This is a genomic window from Flavobacterium sp. CF108, from assembly GCF_900129795.1.
In the GTDB taxonomy this organism is placed as follows: domain Bacteria; phylum Bacteroidota; class Bacteroidia; order Flavobacteriales; family Flavobacteriaceae; genus Flavobacterium.
The window spans coordinates 16,265-33,670 of record NZ_FQWW01000012.1 but is presented as its reverse complement, the minus strand read 5'-3'; the positions used below and the strand labels follow the sequence as shown (position 1 = coordinate 33,670).

Genomic DNA, 17,406 nt, shown 5'->3' with positions numbered 1-17,406 from the left:
AAAAGGGCTTCGACTTCGCTCAGCCTGACAAACGTAAAATTTGCTTTTATGATAAAATAAACCGAACAAGAACATTTAATTCTAATAATATGAAAACATTCAAGTTAGTTCCGATTTTTCTGCTTTTGATACTTTCATCCTGCAGCAGTGTTACTGTTTATTCTGATTACGACAAAAATGTCGATTTTGCGCCTTATAAAACTTATGCTTTCTTTAAGCCCGGAATTGACAAAGTTGAGATTTCAGATCTAGATAAAAGACGTATTCTTCATGCCATCGATAATGAAATGGCAGCAAAAGGTTTCACAAAAAGTGATAATCCTGATTTATTAGTAAACATTTTTACTAAATCGAGAGAACAGGTAAATGTAAACCAATTTAGTGCTGGCTGGGGTTACGGCTGGGGCTGGGGTTGGAATCCTTATATGATGTACGGCGGACAAACTACTGTTTCGACTTCTACAGAAGGAACTTTATACATTGATTTAATTGATGCTAAAAAGAAAGAAATGATCTGGCAAGGTGAAGGTTTAGGAACTTTGACTAAAAACGTTGATAAAAAAGACGAAAAAATTGGTGAGTTCGTAAACAAAATTTTAGCTCAATATCCGCCAGTTAAAAAATAGTATTCAGTTTTCAGTATTTAGCATTCAGTTTTTTTACAAAACGGCTGTTTATTACTTCGAAAAAAATAAGTACATTTGTTACTCTATCAGTTAAAAATGAAAAACTTTAATAACATTATTATCGCGATTATCAGCATTATTGCAATTCAGCAATGATGGCGAGGTGTTATATAAATAAGTAAAATATAATTTATAAAAACCTCCCACATCGGGAGGTTTTTTATTTTTAAGAATAATTAAAAAGCCGCCACGAATTACACGAATTGACACGAATTATTTTTCTTTGGGATAATAAAAATTCGTGCAAATTCGTGCAATTCGTGGCAAAAAAACAAACAAATTATGAGTTTATTTAACGAAGTACTTAACGCAAAAAAGCAGCTCGAAAATGTAGTTGCCGCGACGCCCCTTACACAAAATTTAAATCTTTCAGACGAGTTTAAATCGACTATTTTATTAAAAAGAGAAGATTTACAAATTGTTCGGTCGTATAAAATTAGAGGCGCGTACAATAAGATTTCTACGTTAAATGATAAAGAAAAAGCAAACGGAATTGTTTGTGCCAGCGCAGGAAATCATGCGCAGGGCGTTGCTTATTCCTGTAATTTGCTGCATATAAAAGGTAAAATTTATATGCCGAAAACAACTCCAAAACAAAAGGTAAAACAAGTACAATTGTTTGGAAAATCGTTTGTTGAAATTGTTTTAACCGGAGATACTTTTGATGACGCTTATGCATCGGCAACGGCAGATGCTATCAAAAATCATAAAACCTTTATTCATCCTTTTGATGATGAAAAAGTTATTGCCGGACAAGGAACGGTTGGACTTGAAATTTTGGAAAGTTATACAAAACCAATTGATTATGTTTTTGTTCCGATTGGCGGCGGCGGACTGGCTTCTGGTTTATCTGAAGTTTTCAGACATTTAAGCCCAAATACTAAAATTATTGGCGTTGAACCAAAAGGCGCTCCTTCGATGAAAACTTCAATTGAAGAAAATAAAAATACACCACTGAAAACAATCGACAAATTTGTTGATGGCGCGGCTGTAAAACAAGTGGGCGATAAAACTTTTGAAATCTGCCGTTATAATCTAGAAGATATTATTTTAGTTCCCGAAGGTAAAGTCTGCACGACCATTTTACGATTGTACAATGAAGAAGCCATGGTTGTGGAACCAGCGGGCGCTTTGACGATTGCTGCTCTAGATTTTTATAAAGATAAAATTAAAGGCAAAAATGTTGTCTGTGTTGTCAGCGGAAGTAATAACGATATCGAAAGAACGGCCGAAATAAAAGAACGCTCTTTACTTTACGAAGGTTTAATGCACTATTTTATGATTCAGTTTCCGCAGCGTCCCGGAGCTTTAAAAGAATTTGTAAATAACATTTTAGGGCCAGATGATGATATTACTTATTTTCAGTTTGCCAAGAAAAACAGCCGTGAAGTTGGTTCTGTTATTGTTGGTTTAGAATTGAAAAAGAAAAAAGATATTCTGCCTATCAAAATGAAAATGACCCAATACGGATTTGAATTTCAATACTTAAACGATAATCAGGATTTGTTTACACAACTAATTGGATAAAAAATAAAAGGCTGCCTAAAAATTAGACAGCCTTTTAAACATCAATATAAAATTACTAATTGAATTCTCGATTTGTAATTATTTCTTTAATATTTTTTTAGAATAAGATCCCTGACTATCGGTTACTCTTACTACATAAACTCCTTTTGGTAATCTTGAAATTTCGATTTCTGCCTGATTCCCTTTTACAAAGTTTACGTTCTTCTTCAAGATGCTTTGTCCCGCAATGTTAAATATTGCTACATCGGCGCTTCCTTCATGATTGGTATCAATTTTTAAATAATCGTTTGCCGAATTAATGAAGATTGCCATATCGTTTGTGCTTTCGGCTTCTTCCGTTATTGCCAAAGCTTTTTTCGCTGTCGACTCAACCTGAACAAACTGCCATTGCTGATTCAGTCCGCCCGTGTAATCCCAAACCTGAATATTAGCGCCATTTGCTGTAGAAACATTTTCAACATCAAGAGATTTGCTCGTATTTACATTGGTAACTTTATAATATCCACCCCCAAGACTTGCAACTGTCCATTTAAATTCATTAGAACTAGAGAACGTTTTTTGCTGTACTTTCAATCCATTTGCCGTTCCATTATTTTCAACTGCCAAATACATTCCGGTTGATTTTACAATTATGTAATAATTCCCTGCTCCGTCAGAAACAAATTTCCAGCGCTGGTTATTTCCGCCGCCGCCTGTTACATCATATTGCTGTATTCTTCCACCACTTGTAGTTGAATTATCTGCTACATCCAGTCCTTTATTACTGTTTCTTGAAATAATATTATAATACCCCGGAAAACCAGTTGGAGGTGGTGTTCCTGCTCCCCACGTAAAAGTAACTGCTGATGATCCCGGAACTGTATAATTAAATGCCGATGATCCCGAAACCACTTTTATAGTATTTGATCCTCCTGAGTTGTAAATTACAAGTGCAGTTGAGCCATCAGGATTTTTAAATCCAACAGATAAAATACTGCCGTTTGTACTTGAAGAACCAATTCTTACTGCACCCGGTTTTACGTATTTAGAGATTTGACCAATAATATAATAGGCCACATTTTTAGTATAACTTGTACTGTTATTAACTGTAATCGCTCCTAAACAAGTATTACATCCACCCGGAGTTCTTGGCCCTAAACTTGAATTGTTTGCAGCATTCCATTCTAAAACAGTTTTAGACCAGTTGTTTGTACTTCCGATAACTACGTTTTGCATGTGCCAGCCAAAATCTCCTCCAAAGTTTCCGCCTGAACCTGTATATTGTTCTGTAAAATAAACGTTTTTGTTTGTTTGAGTTTTTACAACTGACATATTCGAAATACTTCCTAAATATAAATGGAAAGCCGCTCCGTCAACATAACTGCTGTTGTTTAAAACATCAATTGGATAAGCTGTATTATCGCAATTATGATCAAAAGCAATAATTTTTACACCTCCATAACCAGCCGCGGCCAATTGAGGCCCAAGTTGTTGATTGATAAAATTCTTTTGTTCTGTAGAATTCATCAGCATACTTGGTTCATTGTGCGGGTTTTCAGGTTCGTTTTGCGGTGTGATTCCCCAAATTGGAATTCCCTGCGCCTGCATTGCTGCAATGTATTTTACAAAATATCTTGCATAAGCAGCATAATATTGTGTCTGCAGACTTCCGCCAATCCAGGAACCGTTGGTTTTCATCCATCGTGGCGCTGACCAAGGTGTTGCTAAAATTTTAATGTTCGGATTTATCAGCTGAATCTTTTTGATAATCGGAATTAGATACGTTAAATCCGGTCCGTTTAAACTGAAGTTATTCATGTTAGTATCTCCGGAAGTTTCGTTATAACTATACGAAGAGTTACTTAAATCTGAAGCTGCAATACTAATACGAATTACACTTGCGTTTAATCCTGTATTAGGATTATACAAATCATTCAATAATTGGTTTTGCTGCGTTGCTGCCATTCCGCTGATTACTTCGGCACTTCCTTCGGTAAGAGTGTAACCAAAGCCGTCCATTGTTTGGTACGTTGTTCCCGCATTAACTGTAACTGTAGAAGGATTTGTACCTGAGTTTGTTCCGAAACTTACAGTACCTTGTTGTTGTAATAATCTCGTTTGATCACCTGATGTTATAAAAGGTGTAACCGTCTGTGCGTTTGTTTTGGTAATAAATAAAAGCATTATAATAATGACTTGTGTCATAAAAGCTCTTACTCGGTTTGTAGGTTTTTGAGTAGTTTTGTGCATCTTTTTTGTGGTTTTTGTGGTTTGTTGATAGTTAAATTTTTCTCATTTTATTATGATTATTTTTATTAAAACGATTCAAAAATATATCAATTTTCACGAAATCGTTATAATTACAACTTTACAAATACACATCATTTGTAAATATTACCTTAACAAAAACACATCTTTATTTTTTACAAATAATTAAAAATCAATTATTTAAAATATTAAAAACCATAAAAAACTTACATTTAAATTTCAGCATTTACAAAATTTTAAAAATCAGTAATTAAATTATCGTTTTTAATCTAAAAATGAACTTATAATTATTTCATAAATGACAAATATCATGGAACGAACCTGAAGTTATATCGTATTTTTGCATTTCAATTTTATTAGAAAACATGGAAACGCTTAAAGATATTTCGACCATAGAAGATATTAAACAAATGGTGAACAGCTTTTATGATAATGTTAGAAAAGACGATCTTATTGGTCCTATTTTCAATGATAAATTACAAGATCGCTGGGAACCGCATTTACAAAAAATGTATGGTTTTTGGCAGACTATTTTATTTGATGTACGAGCTTATTCTGGAACACCTTTTCCTCCGCACAAACAATTACCGGTTGATAAAACTCATTTTGACCGCTGGATACAAATTTTCAATACTACAATCGATGCGCAATTTGCAGGAGTAATTACGGAAGAAGCAAAAATGCGTGCTACAAATATGGCTTTTATGTTCAATCACAAAATTGAGTATTTTAGAAATGCCGAAAATGAGTTACGAAATTCATCGGGTAAATCTTAAAAACATCTAACAAATTAAATTTGGATACTATTTTAAATTAAATAAATTTGATTGACCCAAAAGCTATCAAAAACCAATCAACTATTTAAAATGAAAAAAGTTATCCTGTTCTTTATAATCTGTTTCTCTTTTTTTAATCACTTAAACGCACAATCACAAGCTCCAGCTTTTAATTTATACAAAGGAACTGTCGATGGAAAAACTCCAATAACAGTTTATATTAAAACGGAAGAAAATCCATGTACTGCCGATTTGATGTATACGTCTATGTATCGATATGACAAATCAAAAAAATGGATTCAGCTTGATATTACTCAGAATAAAAAGAAAGAAAATGAATTTGTTTTAGTCGAACATGGTTTTAGCGGTGTATTAATTTTAAAGAAAACCGGAAATACTTTTACGGGATTATGGATTAGTTCTGATGCTAAAAAACAATTACCAGTTGACTTGAAAGAAGCCATAATGACGAAGAAAGAGCTGGAAAACTTCGAGAAAACATTGGATAAAGTTAATTATGAAAATAATGACTGCTAAAATTTAGTTTTCTGCCAAGTTCAAAAAATCTATAAAAACGCAATAAAAATCACTTTCGAATAAAAATTTTGTGATGAATAGCAAAAAATAGCGACCTAAATTCGTAATTTTACATTCTAATCTACAACGTTTTCGAAATGAATGCATCTATAGAAACCAATCCGTTATTAGAACGATTGCCAAAACATTTAAAGCAATTTATTAAGCCTCAGGATTATAGTGACTACACACCTATTAATCAAGCGGTTTGGCGATATGTTATGCGTAAAAATGTAGATTATCTTTCTAAGGTTGCACATCATTCGTATTTAGAAGGTTTACGTAAAACGGGAATCGAAATTGATTCTATTCCGAGTATGTACGGAATGAACCGTATTCTAACTGAAATTGGCTGGGCTGCAGTTGCTGTTGACGGATTTATTCCGCCAAATGCTTTTATGGAGTTTCAGGCTTATAATGTTTTGGTTATTGCATCAGATATCCGTCAATTAGAACATATTGAATATACACCCGCACCAGATATTATTCACGAAGGTGCCGGCCACGCCCCTATTATTGCCAATCCTGAATATGCGGAATATTTGAGACGTTTTGGTGAAATTGGCTGTAAAGCAATTTCGTCTCACAAAGATTATCAAATGTATGAAGCGATTCGTTTGCTTTCTATTTTAAAAGAAGCCGAAGATACGCCGCAGGATAAAATCGACGAAGCCGAAAAAGCAGTTGCCGATTTACAAAATGATATGGGCGAATTGTCTGAAATGGCTCAAATTAGAAACCTGCATTGGTGGACGGTTGAATACGGCTTGATTGGAACGGTTGAAGATCCAAAAATTTATGGTGCAGGATTACTTTCTTCGATTGGGGAAAGTGCTTGGTGCATGACAGATAACGTAAAGAAAATCCCTTATGATATTTCGGCAGCCAATCAGAATTTTGATATTACGCAGTTGCAGCCACAGCTTTATGTAACACCTAATTTTTCTTATTTAAGTTTGATTCTGGAAGAGTTTGCTAATAAAATGGCTTTGCGTACCGGAGGTCTTTCGGGAATTAAAAAACTAATTCAGTCGAATGCTTTAGGGACAATTGAATTGAGTACTGGTTTACAAGTTTCGGGAGTTTTCACGAATGTTATTGAAGAAGAAGGAAAACCAGTTTACATTCAAACAACCGGAAAAACAGCTTTATCGTATCGTGAAAAAGAATTAGTCGGCCACGGAACCTTAACACATCCACACGGATTTGGAAGTCCGATTGGGAAACTAAAAGGTTTTAATTTGGCGATTGAAGATATGAGTCCGAAGGATTTACAGGCTTACAGCATTGTTGAGAATGAAACGGTAAAACTGGAATTTGAAGGTAATATTATTGTTGAAGGTGAAATTATTACGGGCTCTAGAAACTTACACGGAGAAATTATTTTAATCAGTTTTAGAAATTGTACCGTAACCCACGGCGAAACTATTTTGTTTCAACCTGATTGGGGAAATTATGATATGGCAATTGGTAAAAAAGTGATTTCTGCTTTTTCCGGCCCAGCCGATGTCAATAGTTTTGACTTAATTAACATTGTTCCTTCTTCTAAAACTATAAAAGCGAAACATACTGATGAACGTGATGAATTGGAGAATTTATATGCGTCAGTTAGAGATATTAGAAAAAATAAAGGTTTTAAAACGGAACTAAAATCTATTTTTGAAAACCTGAAAAATAATCATTCAAACGATTGGTTATTATCTGTTGAAATTGCTGAGCTTTTAAAAGATTCAGAAGAAAAACAGCTTTTACAGGAAGTGTTGGTTTATTTAGATCAATTGAAAGAAAAACGTCCTGAAATTGCGCATTTAATTTCTGGCGGATTGGATTTGATATTTGATAGTTCGTTGCCACAAAGGCACTAAAACGCGAAGTTTTTTGCCCACAGATTTTACTGATTTAAACTGATATGTGCTGATTTTTTTTAATCTCGCAAAGCTTATTTATAATTACATGTAGGTTAGTTTTATTTTTGTAGCTCCATGTTTTTTATAACATTTTAAAAGGCTTTTTAATTGGTTTAATTCTGCCACAAATTTATTTGAGTTTAAATATCCATTATTATATGGATACTCGTGCAATGGGTTTTTCTCATACTCTTTCATTTTTTGCAGATTTTTTTCCATGTCTTTTTTATCAGAAGAATATATATAATCCTCATAAACAGGATTGTACTTTACTTTTCTAAAATAATTTGGATTTGCTTTTATTTTGAATAATAAATCGTCAATTGTTTTTTCAAAAACATTAATATTTTTCCAATATTTATTGGGCATTGTAGAATCTTCAAAATCATATTCCTGAAAAGTAGAAAGATCAATTTTTAGGATTTTCTCAACCTGACTAGCCATGCTTTTTTCTTCATAACCGCCAACTTGTTCAAAAAAGAAAGACAATCCAGAAGGAAAATCATCTTTGCACGGAGTTTTTACATTTGCTTCGATATAATAATCCATTCCAAAAAAATTGAAATTTAAAAAACAGATGAATAATAATAAAGTAGTTTTCACGCCTAATAATTATTTAAAATGTTTATTAAATTGAAGTAGTTTCAATATTTTCTTCTTTTTTGGTTTTGCAAAAAAAACAATCCAATAAACATTAGTAACGCAATAAATAAAATCACTAAATAATAGTAAACATAGCTCATCACTTTTTTATTAATCATTATCTCATATTCAGATGATTTATTAGCAACAGGTAAAAGAAAAGTCATTTTTACTAAAATTGCAAAAACATTAAGTAATATGAAAAAACCTAAAAACACTTTAGCTATAGTTTTGGAATATCTAAATTCAAAAAACAAAACTATAGGAATTATGATTGACAATAAAGTCAAAACCATGCTTGAATACCACTCCAATTGATACAATATATATAAGTTTTTACCTGAAATCGGAATAAATATTCCAAACAATTCGTATGATAAAATTTGTCCGAAATATGGAACTGTAAAGATATTATCACCAAAACTCACATAAGCTCCTTGCAATCTAATTGTTTGGTAAATATAATTTTTGAAATTTAAAAAGGAAAGTGTAAACCAAAGAAATGCTATTTTTCTTTGTAGAGTTATTTTCATACTATTTTGAGTTTTTAATTTGTTATAATAACCTCTAAACCTTTGTTAATCTGTCATTTAAACCTCAAAAATTATAACTTTAAATCCTGATTTAATTCGCTTTCAGATTCAATAGTTTTCCCGTTATATTGTAATTTCCAGCCCATAGAATTTGTCATAATTAAGATCTTAGACAATTCGCTTATTAATCGGTTTTGGGCATTTGTTTTTAGGGTTGATTTTTCGATTTTTTTTGCCAGATTGGCTTTTACCGATTTGTTGATTTTATTGTAATCGTCGCCCGTAAACGGATTCAGTTTACTTTGTTCGACATCATAAAACTGAATATCGGGATTGATTGTGATTTCTTCTTTTGGGATATTTAGAATCGTGATTGTTTTGTTTTTTTCGTCTATATCGTATTTCATTTTATGCAAATCGTAGGCAACGGTAACATTGGCATTGACCACAATAAGTGCCTTTTTTTCAAATGAAATCATATCCATCAGATACTTCTGCTGATTTTTATAAGTGATCACTTCAGAGAAATGACCTTCGGTAACAACCAATTTTCCAACATTTAAAATTTGCTGCTGAATTAAATTGGTATTATAATCGATTGTAGAGTCGTCATCTTTTTTAAACTGGCAGTATTTAAAAGCCAGAACAATGATTAAAATAGTAATACCGATACTAATAATTCTTTTGATCAAGTTTTGCATTCCTGTAAAATATTTAGACGAATTTACTTCTTTTTTTAGTTTTTTCGCCACGAATTTCACTAATTACACTAATTTTTTGGAATGCTTAAATTTGTGAAATATAAATAAACACAAAGCATAGAATTAGTGAAAATTCGCGAAATTCGTGGCAAAAAACAAAAAAACTAGAATGGATATCCAATAGCAATATTCAAAATCAGGTTATCTTTTCGCCATGTACTGCTTCCTAAATTAATATCGTCAATTACCCAGCGTTGTCCGTCTGGTAAGGAAGGATTTCGAAGCGGAATAGCTAAATCTGTTCTTAAAATCAGGAACGATAAATCAAAACGTAAACCTGCTCCTGCCCCAACTGCAATTTGTTTCATAAAATCTTTTGAAATTTCGGCTCCGGGTTTGTCTGGGTCGGCATTTAAAAGCCAAATATTTCCTGCATCGATAAATATTGCACCTCTTACGATACTAAATAATTTTGCACGATATTCTGTATTGAACTCCAGTTTTAAATCTGCCGATTGATCTGGTGTATAATTGTTGTTTGTTGTTGGCGGAATCACATAACTTCCCGGCCCTAAAGTTCTGGCTCTAAAGGCACGAATACTATTGGTTCCTCCTACTACAAATTGTTTCGATGTTGGCAGCGTATTCGAATTTCCGTAAGCAAATCCGGCACCAACAATTATTCGGCTGGCGAGTTCGCTTTCTTTTCCTAGTTTCAAATAATGCCTGAAATCTGTTTTGATTTTTACATACTGGCTAAACGGAACATCGAATATGGTTTTTACATTATCTTTATAATCTGCGCCTGTAACTAATCCGGTTATATTTCCGGCCAAATCTAATTCACCGTTAAAATAGATCGTATTTTTTCGGCGTTTCTGCATCGTATTGGTATACGTATAACTGTATGTCGGGCCAAAAATCAATTGCTTTTCAATTACCTTTTCTAATGCAGGATCATCCTGAATATCTTCTAAATATTCGGGCGTAACATGGTTTGGACTTACATACGTTATATCAATCACATTTAATTGGTGCTCTTTTCGAATATTTTCTTTCCATAAATATCCAAAAGACGCATTAAAGGAATTCAACGCATACAATTGTGTTCTTTTTTGATATTCATATCGCAGCGCTGCTTTAGTTCTTGGCACATATTCACTGTTTCCCTGAATACTAAAAGGCGATATAAATCTTGGCCAGGTTAGACTAACTTCTCCTCCAAGTTTATAAATATTTTTCCCTTTGTTTACTCCGCCAAGCTGGAAATCGGCACCGCCAAAAACAGAAACTGTAAATAGCTCCGCCCCTTTAAAAAAGTTTCGATTATTCCAGTTTAGATTAACTTCTGTTCCTGTATAACTCGCTGAATTTGTTTTTCCTAAAACCTCAACACGAATAAACTTTTTAGGTAGAAGCGTTAAGTAGTAATACGAATCTAAAGTTTTTGGGATACTGTCTGAAGGTTTAAATTCATTTTTCACAAAACTAAAAGTCCCCAGATTCACAAAACGGTTTAAGGTCAAATTATGATCTTTTCTGTTATACAAATCTCCTTTTTTAAAATATATTGTTCGATCATAAATCCTTGGTTTAAAGGTTTCTGTTGTGTCTATAATCGTAATATCTTTATATTGTGTAATATCTCTTTTTCTATAAACCACGCTGTCATTCGAAAGAGAATAATTCGGATACACATAAATATTATTGATTTTATAGGCTGTAAGGGCTTTTGGCGGCGTATCTGGTTTTATTACAATTCTAACTTTTACTTCGTGATCGCCTTTACTGCTATCTACTTGTGCCAAAAGATAATCGGGGTTAAAGTAAAAATAACCTTTCTCTTTAAGTCTGGCGTCAATTCGTTCCCTTTCGGCTTTTATAACGTCCAAATCATATGGTTTTCCCACTTTCAATAAACTTCTTCGGCTTGATCTTCCAATAATTCTGGACATTGCCAAAGAATCATCCGGAAAAGTCACACTTTTAATGATATATTGTTTTTTAGGAATAACGGTATATTCTGCCGTAACACGCTTATTTCTAACGGTCGAATCGGCACTGACACGGGTTTTAAAATAACCTCGGTTTTCAGTAAAATTTCTTAAAACTGAAGCATTATAATCTAAATCGACTTTACTGAAAAGTACTGGCGGCTCGCCTACTTTATTACGCAGCCAATATCTGGTTCCTTTTTGTTTTTTAGGTTCACCTGCAAGGTTGTATATCCATAATTTAGGACGTAATCCTAAAATTTGCTTATTCGGTTTTGGGCGTAATAAACCTTTTAATTCTTTTTCAAGTGCTTTTCGTTCTTTTTTCTTTATCAAAGAATCTTTGACTTTTACAGAACCACCAACGTAAAGTAAATCACCTTCCGTCAGATATTTTGTATTGCTGCATCCTAAAACAAAAAACAGGCAGAACAGTATAAAATACTTTACATATTGATTTTCTATATGACTATGTTTTTTGTTCATTTCCTTCAATTTGATTTTCCTGCTGCTCTTCTTCTAATTTTTCCTTTTCTTTTGCTTCTTTCATTTTTTGTTTTTCTTTCTCTTTACGAATTTTTTCTTCTCGAATCATTTGTTTTTCTTGTTCTGAACGATGAAAAAGTTCTCTGAATTTATTGTAACTCATCGTAATAATAAAAGCAACACCCGTTTCTACAACCTGACCTTCAACCGCTACCTGATATTGATTTTTTCTGTAAGCACGAACCATATAACGGCCGTCTTTTGTAAGTTGATAATCCAGCGCAACGTCTCCCGCAATATTGGTACTTTCTTCGTTGGCACGTTCTGCACCTTCAACTCCAAAACTGCTTCCTACGGTTACTTTTAATCTGTCATCGAGCAATTTTTTAGAAACGGCAACATTCAAATCGGTTCTGTTTTGCATCGTTCCGGAAGTATAATCTTCTGTAGATTCTAAATCAAAATTGACCTCAAATCCCGTAATTAATTCTCCGGCAAGATTGTTTAATTGCTGCGAAAGAATTTTGCTCACACTTTGTCTCGCCAAAGATTCGGCATTTGTACCGCCGCTTTCACTTGCAAAAGGATTTTCGCCCACAAATCGGTTTAATAATAAAAGGGCAAAAACCTGTTTGTTTAATTCTGCCGGATCTTGTTCTAATTGTTTCAGCTTTGTTTGTGTTAAAGTCACCACATCCGAAGCAACATCGTAATTACCATCTGGAAGTACAATTCCAAAAGAAATTTCCGGTTTCATTAATTCTCCTTTCATTTTCAATAAAGTCTGAAACGGAAGCTTTTGTTTGTATGTATTTCGTACTGCCGAATTGTCGGTTGGAAGCTGATTTCCCAGTAAATCAATTGGCGCCGCATTTACTTTATAAATTGCCGTAATATTTAAATTTGCCATTGTTGGTTCGCCATTCCAGGTAATAAAACTTCCTTTTTGAATATCAAATTTTCTTTTGATTCCGTTAAAGTTCATTTCATAAGCCCCATCTGTAAACTCATATTTTCCGGTCAAAGTTGTTTTTCCTGATTTATCGATTCCGCCAACTAATTCCGCTTCGCCTTTCAATTTCAAATAATCACCATTTGCCTTATCAATTAATAAAGTGAGTTCTGCTTCTTTATCAATCGAAATGGCGACATTTACATCCATTCCTTTTACTTCAGATTGATCGAGTTTATTTTGCAAATCAACCGTTTGTTTCAAATACATATTATCTTCATCGACAAACTCTACAATTCCTTCACGATCTGCAATTGAAGGATCTGACTGCGGCATTACAACCGTAAACTTGGTTTCTTTGTTAATTTTAATTGTTCCGTCGACAATTGGGCTTTCAAGGTTTCCTTTGATATTCAGTTTTGTATCCAAAAACATATCGCCATAAAACAAATCGTTATCAGCTTCTTTAGAATGTATGGCCCTAAAATCATCAGCTGTAACAACTAAATTAAAATTATAACTCTTGAAATCAGCAGACTGAATCGTTCCGTCTACAGATAATATATTGCCATTTTCATCGTGAAGCGTAAACTTATCAAAAGTGATTACATCATTATTAAAGGTGATTTTTTCATTATTCGTTTTGAAGAAAGAATTGAGCTGTGTGATTCTAAAACCGGTATCATTAAAATTTAATTCGCCCGAAACTTTTGGACTTGATGCATTTCCGAGAATTTTAAAGTTTCCTGATAAATATCCCGTTCCGTCTGTGACGTTGCCCATTGTAAAACCCTGAATACTTTTAACATACAATTTATTGATATCTAAATTTAAATCAAGGTTTCTGTCGTCCATTTTATAATTTCCGATCAGGTTTACTTCGTTTCCTTCTCCGGTTAATGCCACATTTGCATTTAGTAAATTATTGGTTTTATTATCCACTTTTATTTCAATGTCGCCAACTGCATCCCCTCTAAAAGCAAAATCATCAATTTTTAAATCAGAAGTAAAAGTTGGGTTTGTCATAACATTTTCAACAACAGCATTTCCGTTAATTAAACCCTGCATCAACAATTTATCTTTTTTAACCATGTTCATAATGGTTTCGGTTTTGAAGTTTACAAAATCGACTTGCAGCGGCGCATTGTCCTGTGTTTCCTGCGATTGAATTTTTAATTCATTTCCGTTATTGTTCAGGAAAAATTTATTGACATAAAGACGTTTATCTCCAAATTCAACTGCATTTTCAGGATCAATATTCCATTTATCATAATTTAAAATGAAGTTTTCGGCATCGATTTTAAATATGTTTTTTGAATCTTCTGCTTTAAATTCACCTGCTACAAAATATTGCTGTTTTTCTTTTGCATCCTGAACTTCAAGCGCATAAGTCAAAATATTATTTTCTACTTTTCCGGATAAACTAGTAAACGGAATTTTTAATGAACCGCTTTCAATAGTGGCAATAGAAACGGAATATTCTAAAACATTTTCTTTGGCTTCAATATTAATTTTTCCGTCTGAAATTGTATTGTCTGCGTACACAATTCTCGGAATTATTCCTCTTATTTCTAAAGAATCGGTTACGTTCTTGTATTTTCCGGTGATTTTAATGGGTTCTAAACCTGTCAGTTTCGGAATCAGTTTAAAAAGAATCGGGTCATTATCAACCGTTAAGGTGAAAGCCAAACGCTGCTCGTTAGATTCTCCGTTAGCTTTTGGAGTTTTCAAATCGATATATTTTGACAATGATTTTTTTATGGCCGCTGTCAATGTCGTCAATTTGTATTTTCCATCAACCTCAGCTTTTAAAAACTGAGAAGATATTTTAATATTTTTTCGGGTATTATCTGAAAAAGCAATGACACGAACAGAATCTAAAACGATTGGTTCTTTATCCTGCAAAATCTGAATGTTCGAAAGAAATACTTTTCCATTCAAAAAATCCGGATTACTGTTGGCAATATCAGCATCGACATTTCCGCGAAGTTTCATTGGTCCGGCATGAAGATTTAGTTTTTCAAGATCGGCAATATCCAGGTTCAGTTTTAATTTTATTGACGGATATTTTTCTTGCGTATTTCCGCTCGCAGTCAAATCAAAATTTAAATTTGGGTCTTGCATTCCAGATTTTACTGCGAATGAACCGTTTGCAATATTTCCTTTTAATGCTAAATCTCTGTAGGCATATCTGTTGAAAACTGCTTTTTGAACAATTCCGTCTAATTCTGCTTTTGCCGTTTTTGGGTCTAAACCATTTCCTTTGACTTTCGCTTTAAGCGTAATTTTTCCAATTGAATCGTTTTTGATTAATCTTCCTAAATCAAAATCAAGTAAATAAACTGTTGCATCGTATTTCTCTTTTTTCTTAACACGCTGATCGAATAAGGCGTCAACTTTTGCATTTCCGAAACTGCTGTTTAAAGCCAGATTGGTTTTAAAATTTTGTACAGAACCTTTGAATTTTCCCTGCAGATTTATTTGCGACGGAAGCTGAATGTTTTTTGGAATTGTTCCGGCTGGTACAAACGCATTTATGTCTTTAGAAGTCGTGGCTATTTTTTTGATATTCAAATCGTAATATGCTTTTTGAGCATCAGGCAGTCCAGTTATCTTCCCCGAAAGGGAAACTTTTGTTGTTCCAATTCCGCTCATTTCGAATTTCGGAATATTCAAATCTTTTACTTTTCCGCTCACACGGCTGTTTATGTATAAAATGGCATTTGGATTACTCTTAAACGGATTTGTTTTCTGCAAATCAGGAGCAAATAACAAAATGTCTTTAAATCCTATTTTTGAATCTTTTAAATTGGCATCGACAGCAAGATTTGCAATATCTTTTTGAAGTGCTGCAAGGGATTTATATTCAACCTTAATTTTATCTTTTACAAGTGTTTGCGGCGTTTTTAAATACAGATCATCTAAATAGGCATTTTTAGGACCGTAGAAAAAATCTGTTTTTAAAGACTGAATGTTCAAACCGCTTTTTTCTATTGCTGTGAGTGATTTTATATTTCCCGAAATGGTATCGTTACCATAATACAATTTCTCAGCTTCCAGATTGAATTTACTCAAATCTAAATGGCTGTAATCGATTCCTTTTGAAGTTGGTTTCGATTGCATATCATCAAATTTAAAAGCTGTATTTTGTATATTTACTTTATTAAGTTTTGCTTTCCAGCCGGCTTGTTTTATCGCTGTAGTATCTAGACTTGGCGTTTGAATTTGTTTGTCTTTTACGCCTAATCGTAGATTTCCGCTAAGATTTTTTAGTTCGAAAGTATCGAAATCCAAAAGCTGTTTGTTTAAGTCGATTTCATTTACAGACAAGTTTAAATTTCTGAGTTTTATTCCCGAGTCTAATTTTGAATCTTTATTATCGTACGCAATATCAATTTTTGATAAACTGATTTTACCTAGTTTTAATTTGAAGTCTTTTCGTTTTGAAATTGTATCGACAGTTTTAACCGAGACAACCGCAATTTGTTCTACAGCATCCTGATTTAAAACTAATTTTAATCCGTTTAAATCAATATTCGGAATATCAAAATCCATTTTATCCAAATCGAATTTATTGAATTTGGTGTCGAAATGTGTCAGTTTTACAGCAATGTCATTTTTAGAAAAATCGTCTTTAAAATTAAATTTGATGTTATCCAGATTTACTTTTACAACTGATATTTTAAATGGTTTGGCATTTGGATCTTCCACTTTGGGTTCTTTTGATTCGAATGCTTTTATGATATAATCGAAATTGAAAACTCCGTCTTTATTTCGGGAAATATTGGCTTTTACATTTTCAAACGAAACGGAATTGATTTCGAGTTCACTGCTTACGAGTTTAAAAAGGTCAACATCGACTTCTAAGCGTTTTCCTGCCAGAAGTGTATCTTTCTTTTGATCTTCAAAATAAAAACCTTCCAGAACTACATCTTTCGGAAATTTAATAGAAATATGATCTAAGGAAACTTTGGTTTTAATTTTTTTATGGAGATACGAAATCGCTTTGTCTTTGGCGAAATTCTGAACAGAAGGAACCTGAATTAAGATGATAAGAAGTAATAAAAGTGCCACTACAGAAACCACGCACCATAAGAGTACACGAAGTGTTTTTTTAAAATAATGAATGGGTTTCTTATTCATAGGTCAATAAAATACAGGATTTAATTGCTTCTGAAAAAAGCATAGTTACATATCTTACAAAAATGTAAAATTTAAACCTTTAACAATTTACATAATTATTGGGGATTATTCTAAAATTTTACTGTAAAATAGTTAATTTCTTACTTTTGTGTTTTGCCACAAAGGCGCTAGGGCGCAAAGTTTTTTTATGCCTATAATATTTTATAAGAATGTTTGTATTGTCGCATTAGTTAAAA

At 32.9% G+C, this 17,406-nt stretch carries 11 protein-coding genes; 5 read left to right on the top strand and 6 right to left on the bottom strand.

Going from position 1 to position 17,406, the window contains the following annotated elements; translation table 11 throughout:
* Positions 1–89 precede the first annotated feature (89 nt).
* Positions 90–626 (top strand): DUF4136 domain-containing protein, encoded by a 537-nt coding sequence (locus BUE10_RS22985; RefSeq protein WP_073489397.1) that lies wholly within the window; start codon positions 90–92, stop codon positions 624–626.
* 342 nt (positions 627–968) lie between these two features.
* A complete protein-coding gene (gene ilvA, locus BUE10_RS22975; RefSeq protein ID WP_073489394.1) occupies positions 969–2,213 on the top strand; it encodes a threonine ammonia-lyase IlvA in 1,245 nt (414 codons plus the stop codon).
* A gap of 78 nt (positions 2,214–2,291) precedes the next feature.
* On the opposite strand, the gene BUE10_RS22970 is transcribed toward ilvA, so the two are convergent.
* Positions 2,292–4,442 (bottom strand): RICIN domain-containing protein, encoded by a 2,151-nt coding sequence (locus BUE10_RS22970; RefSeq protein WP_073489393.1) that lies wholly within the window; start codon positions 4,440–4,442, stop codon positions 2,292–2,294.
* 383 nt (positions 4,443–4,825) lie between these two features.
* Here BUE10_RS22970 and BUE10_RS22965 point away from each other — a divergent pair, with 383 nt between their 5' ends.
* The 3 genes from BUE10_RS22965 to BUE10_RS22955 all read left to right on the top strand — a co-directional run bounded on the left by BUE10_RS22965 (position 4,826) and on the right by BUE10_RS22955 (position 7,677).
* Positions 4,826–5,236: a group III truncated hemoglobin gene (locus BUE10_RS22965; protein ID WP_053470525.1), complete on the top strand. Its 411-nt coding sequence runs from the start codon at positions 4,826–4,828 to the stop codon at positions 5,234–5,236.
* A gap of 90 nt (positions 5,237–5,326) precedes the next feature.
* A complete protein-coding gene (locus BUE10_RS22960; RefSeq protein ID WP_073489392.1) occupies positions 5,327–5,773 on the top strand; it encodes a hypothetical protein in 447 nt (148 codons plus the stop codon).
* Positions 5,774–5,910: 137 nt separating this feature from the next.
* Positions 5,911–7,677: an aromatic amino acid hydroxylase gene (locus BUE10_RS22955; protein ID WP_073489391.1), complete on the top strand. Its 1,767-nt coding sequence runs from the start codon at positions 5,911–5,913 to the stop codon at positions 7,675–7,677.
* Positions 7,678–7,761: 84 nt separating this feature from the next.
* Here BUE10_RS22955 and BUE10_RS22950 read toward each other — a convergent pair whose 3' ends face one another.
* The 5 genes from BUE10_RS22950 to BUE10_RS22930 all read right to left on the bottom strand — a co-directional run bounded on the left by BUE10_RS22950 (position 7,762) and on the right by BUE10_RS22930 (position 17,170).
* Positions 7,762–8,268, bottom strand: a complete 507-nt coding sequence (locus BUE10_RS22950; RefSeq protein ID WP_143056013.1) for a hypothetical protein — start codon at positions 8,266–8,268, stop codon at positions 7,762–7,764.
* A 95-nt stretch (positions 8,269–8,363) separates the two neighbouring features.
* A complete protein-coding gene (locus BUE10_RS22945) occupies positions 8,364–8,894 on the bottom strand; it encodes a hypothetical protein (RefSeq protein WP_073489389.1) in 531 nt (176 codons plus the stop codon).
* A gap of 71 nt (positions 8,895–8,965) precedes the next feature.
* Positions 8,966–9,595 (bottom strand): DUF4230 domain-containing protein, encoded by a 630-nt coding sequence (locus tag BUE10_RS22940; RefSeq protein ID WP_073489525.1) that lies wholly within the window; start codon positions 9,593–9,595, stop codon positions 8,966–8,968.
* A gap of 164 nt (positions 9,596–9,759) precedes the next feature.
* The gene (locus tag BUE10_RS22935) at positions 9,760–12,075 is read right to left on the bottom strand and encodes a translocation and assembly module lipoprotein TamL (protein ID WP_083598275.1); all 2,316 of its coding nucleotides are present in this window, start codon (positions 12,073–12,075) and stop codon (positions 9,760–9,762) included.
* A complete protein-coding gene (locus BUE10_RS22930) occupies positions 12,059–17,170 on the bottom strand; it encodes a translocation/assembly module TamB domain-containing protein (RefSeq protein ID WP_073489388.1) in 5,112 nt (1,703 codons plus the stop codon). Before BUE10_RS22930 ends, BUE10_RS22935 begins: the two co-directional genes overlap by 17 nt.
* Between the last annotated feature and the right edge of the window lie 236 nt (positions 17,171–17,406).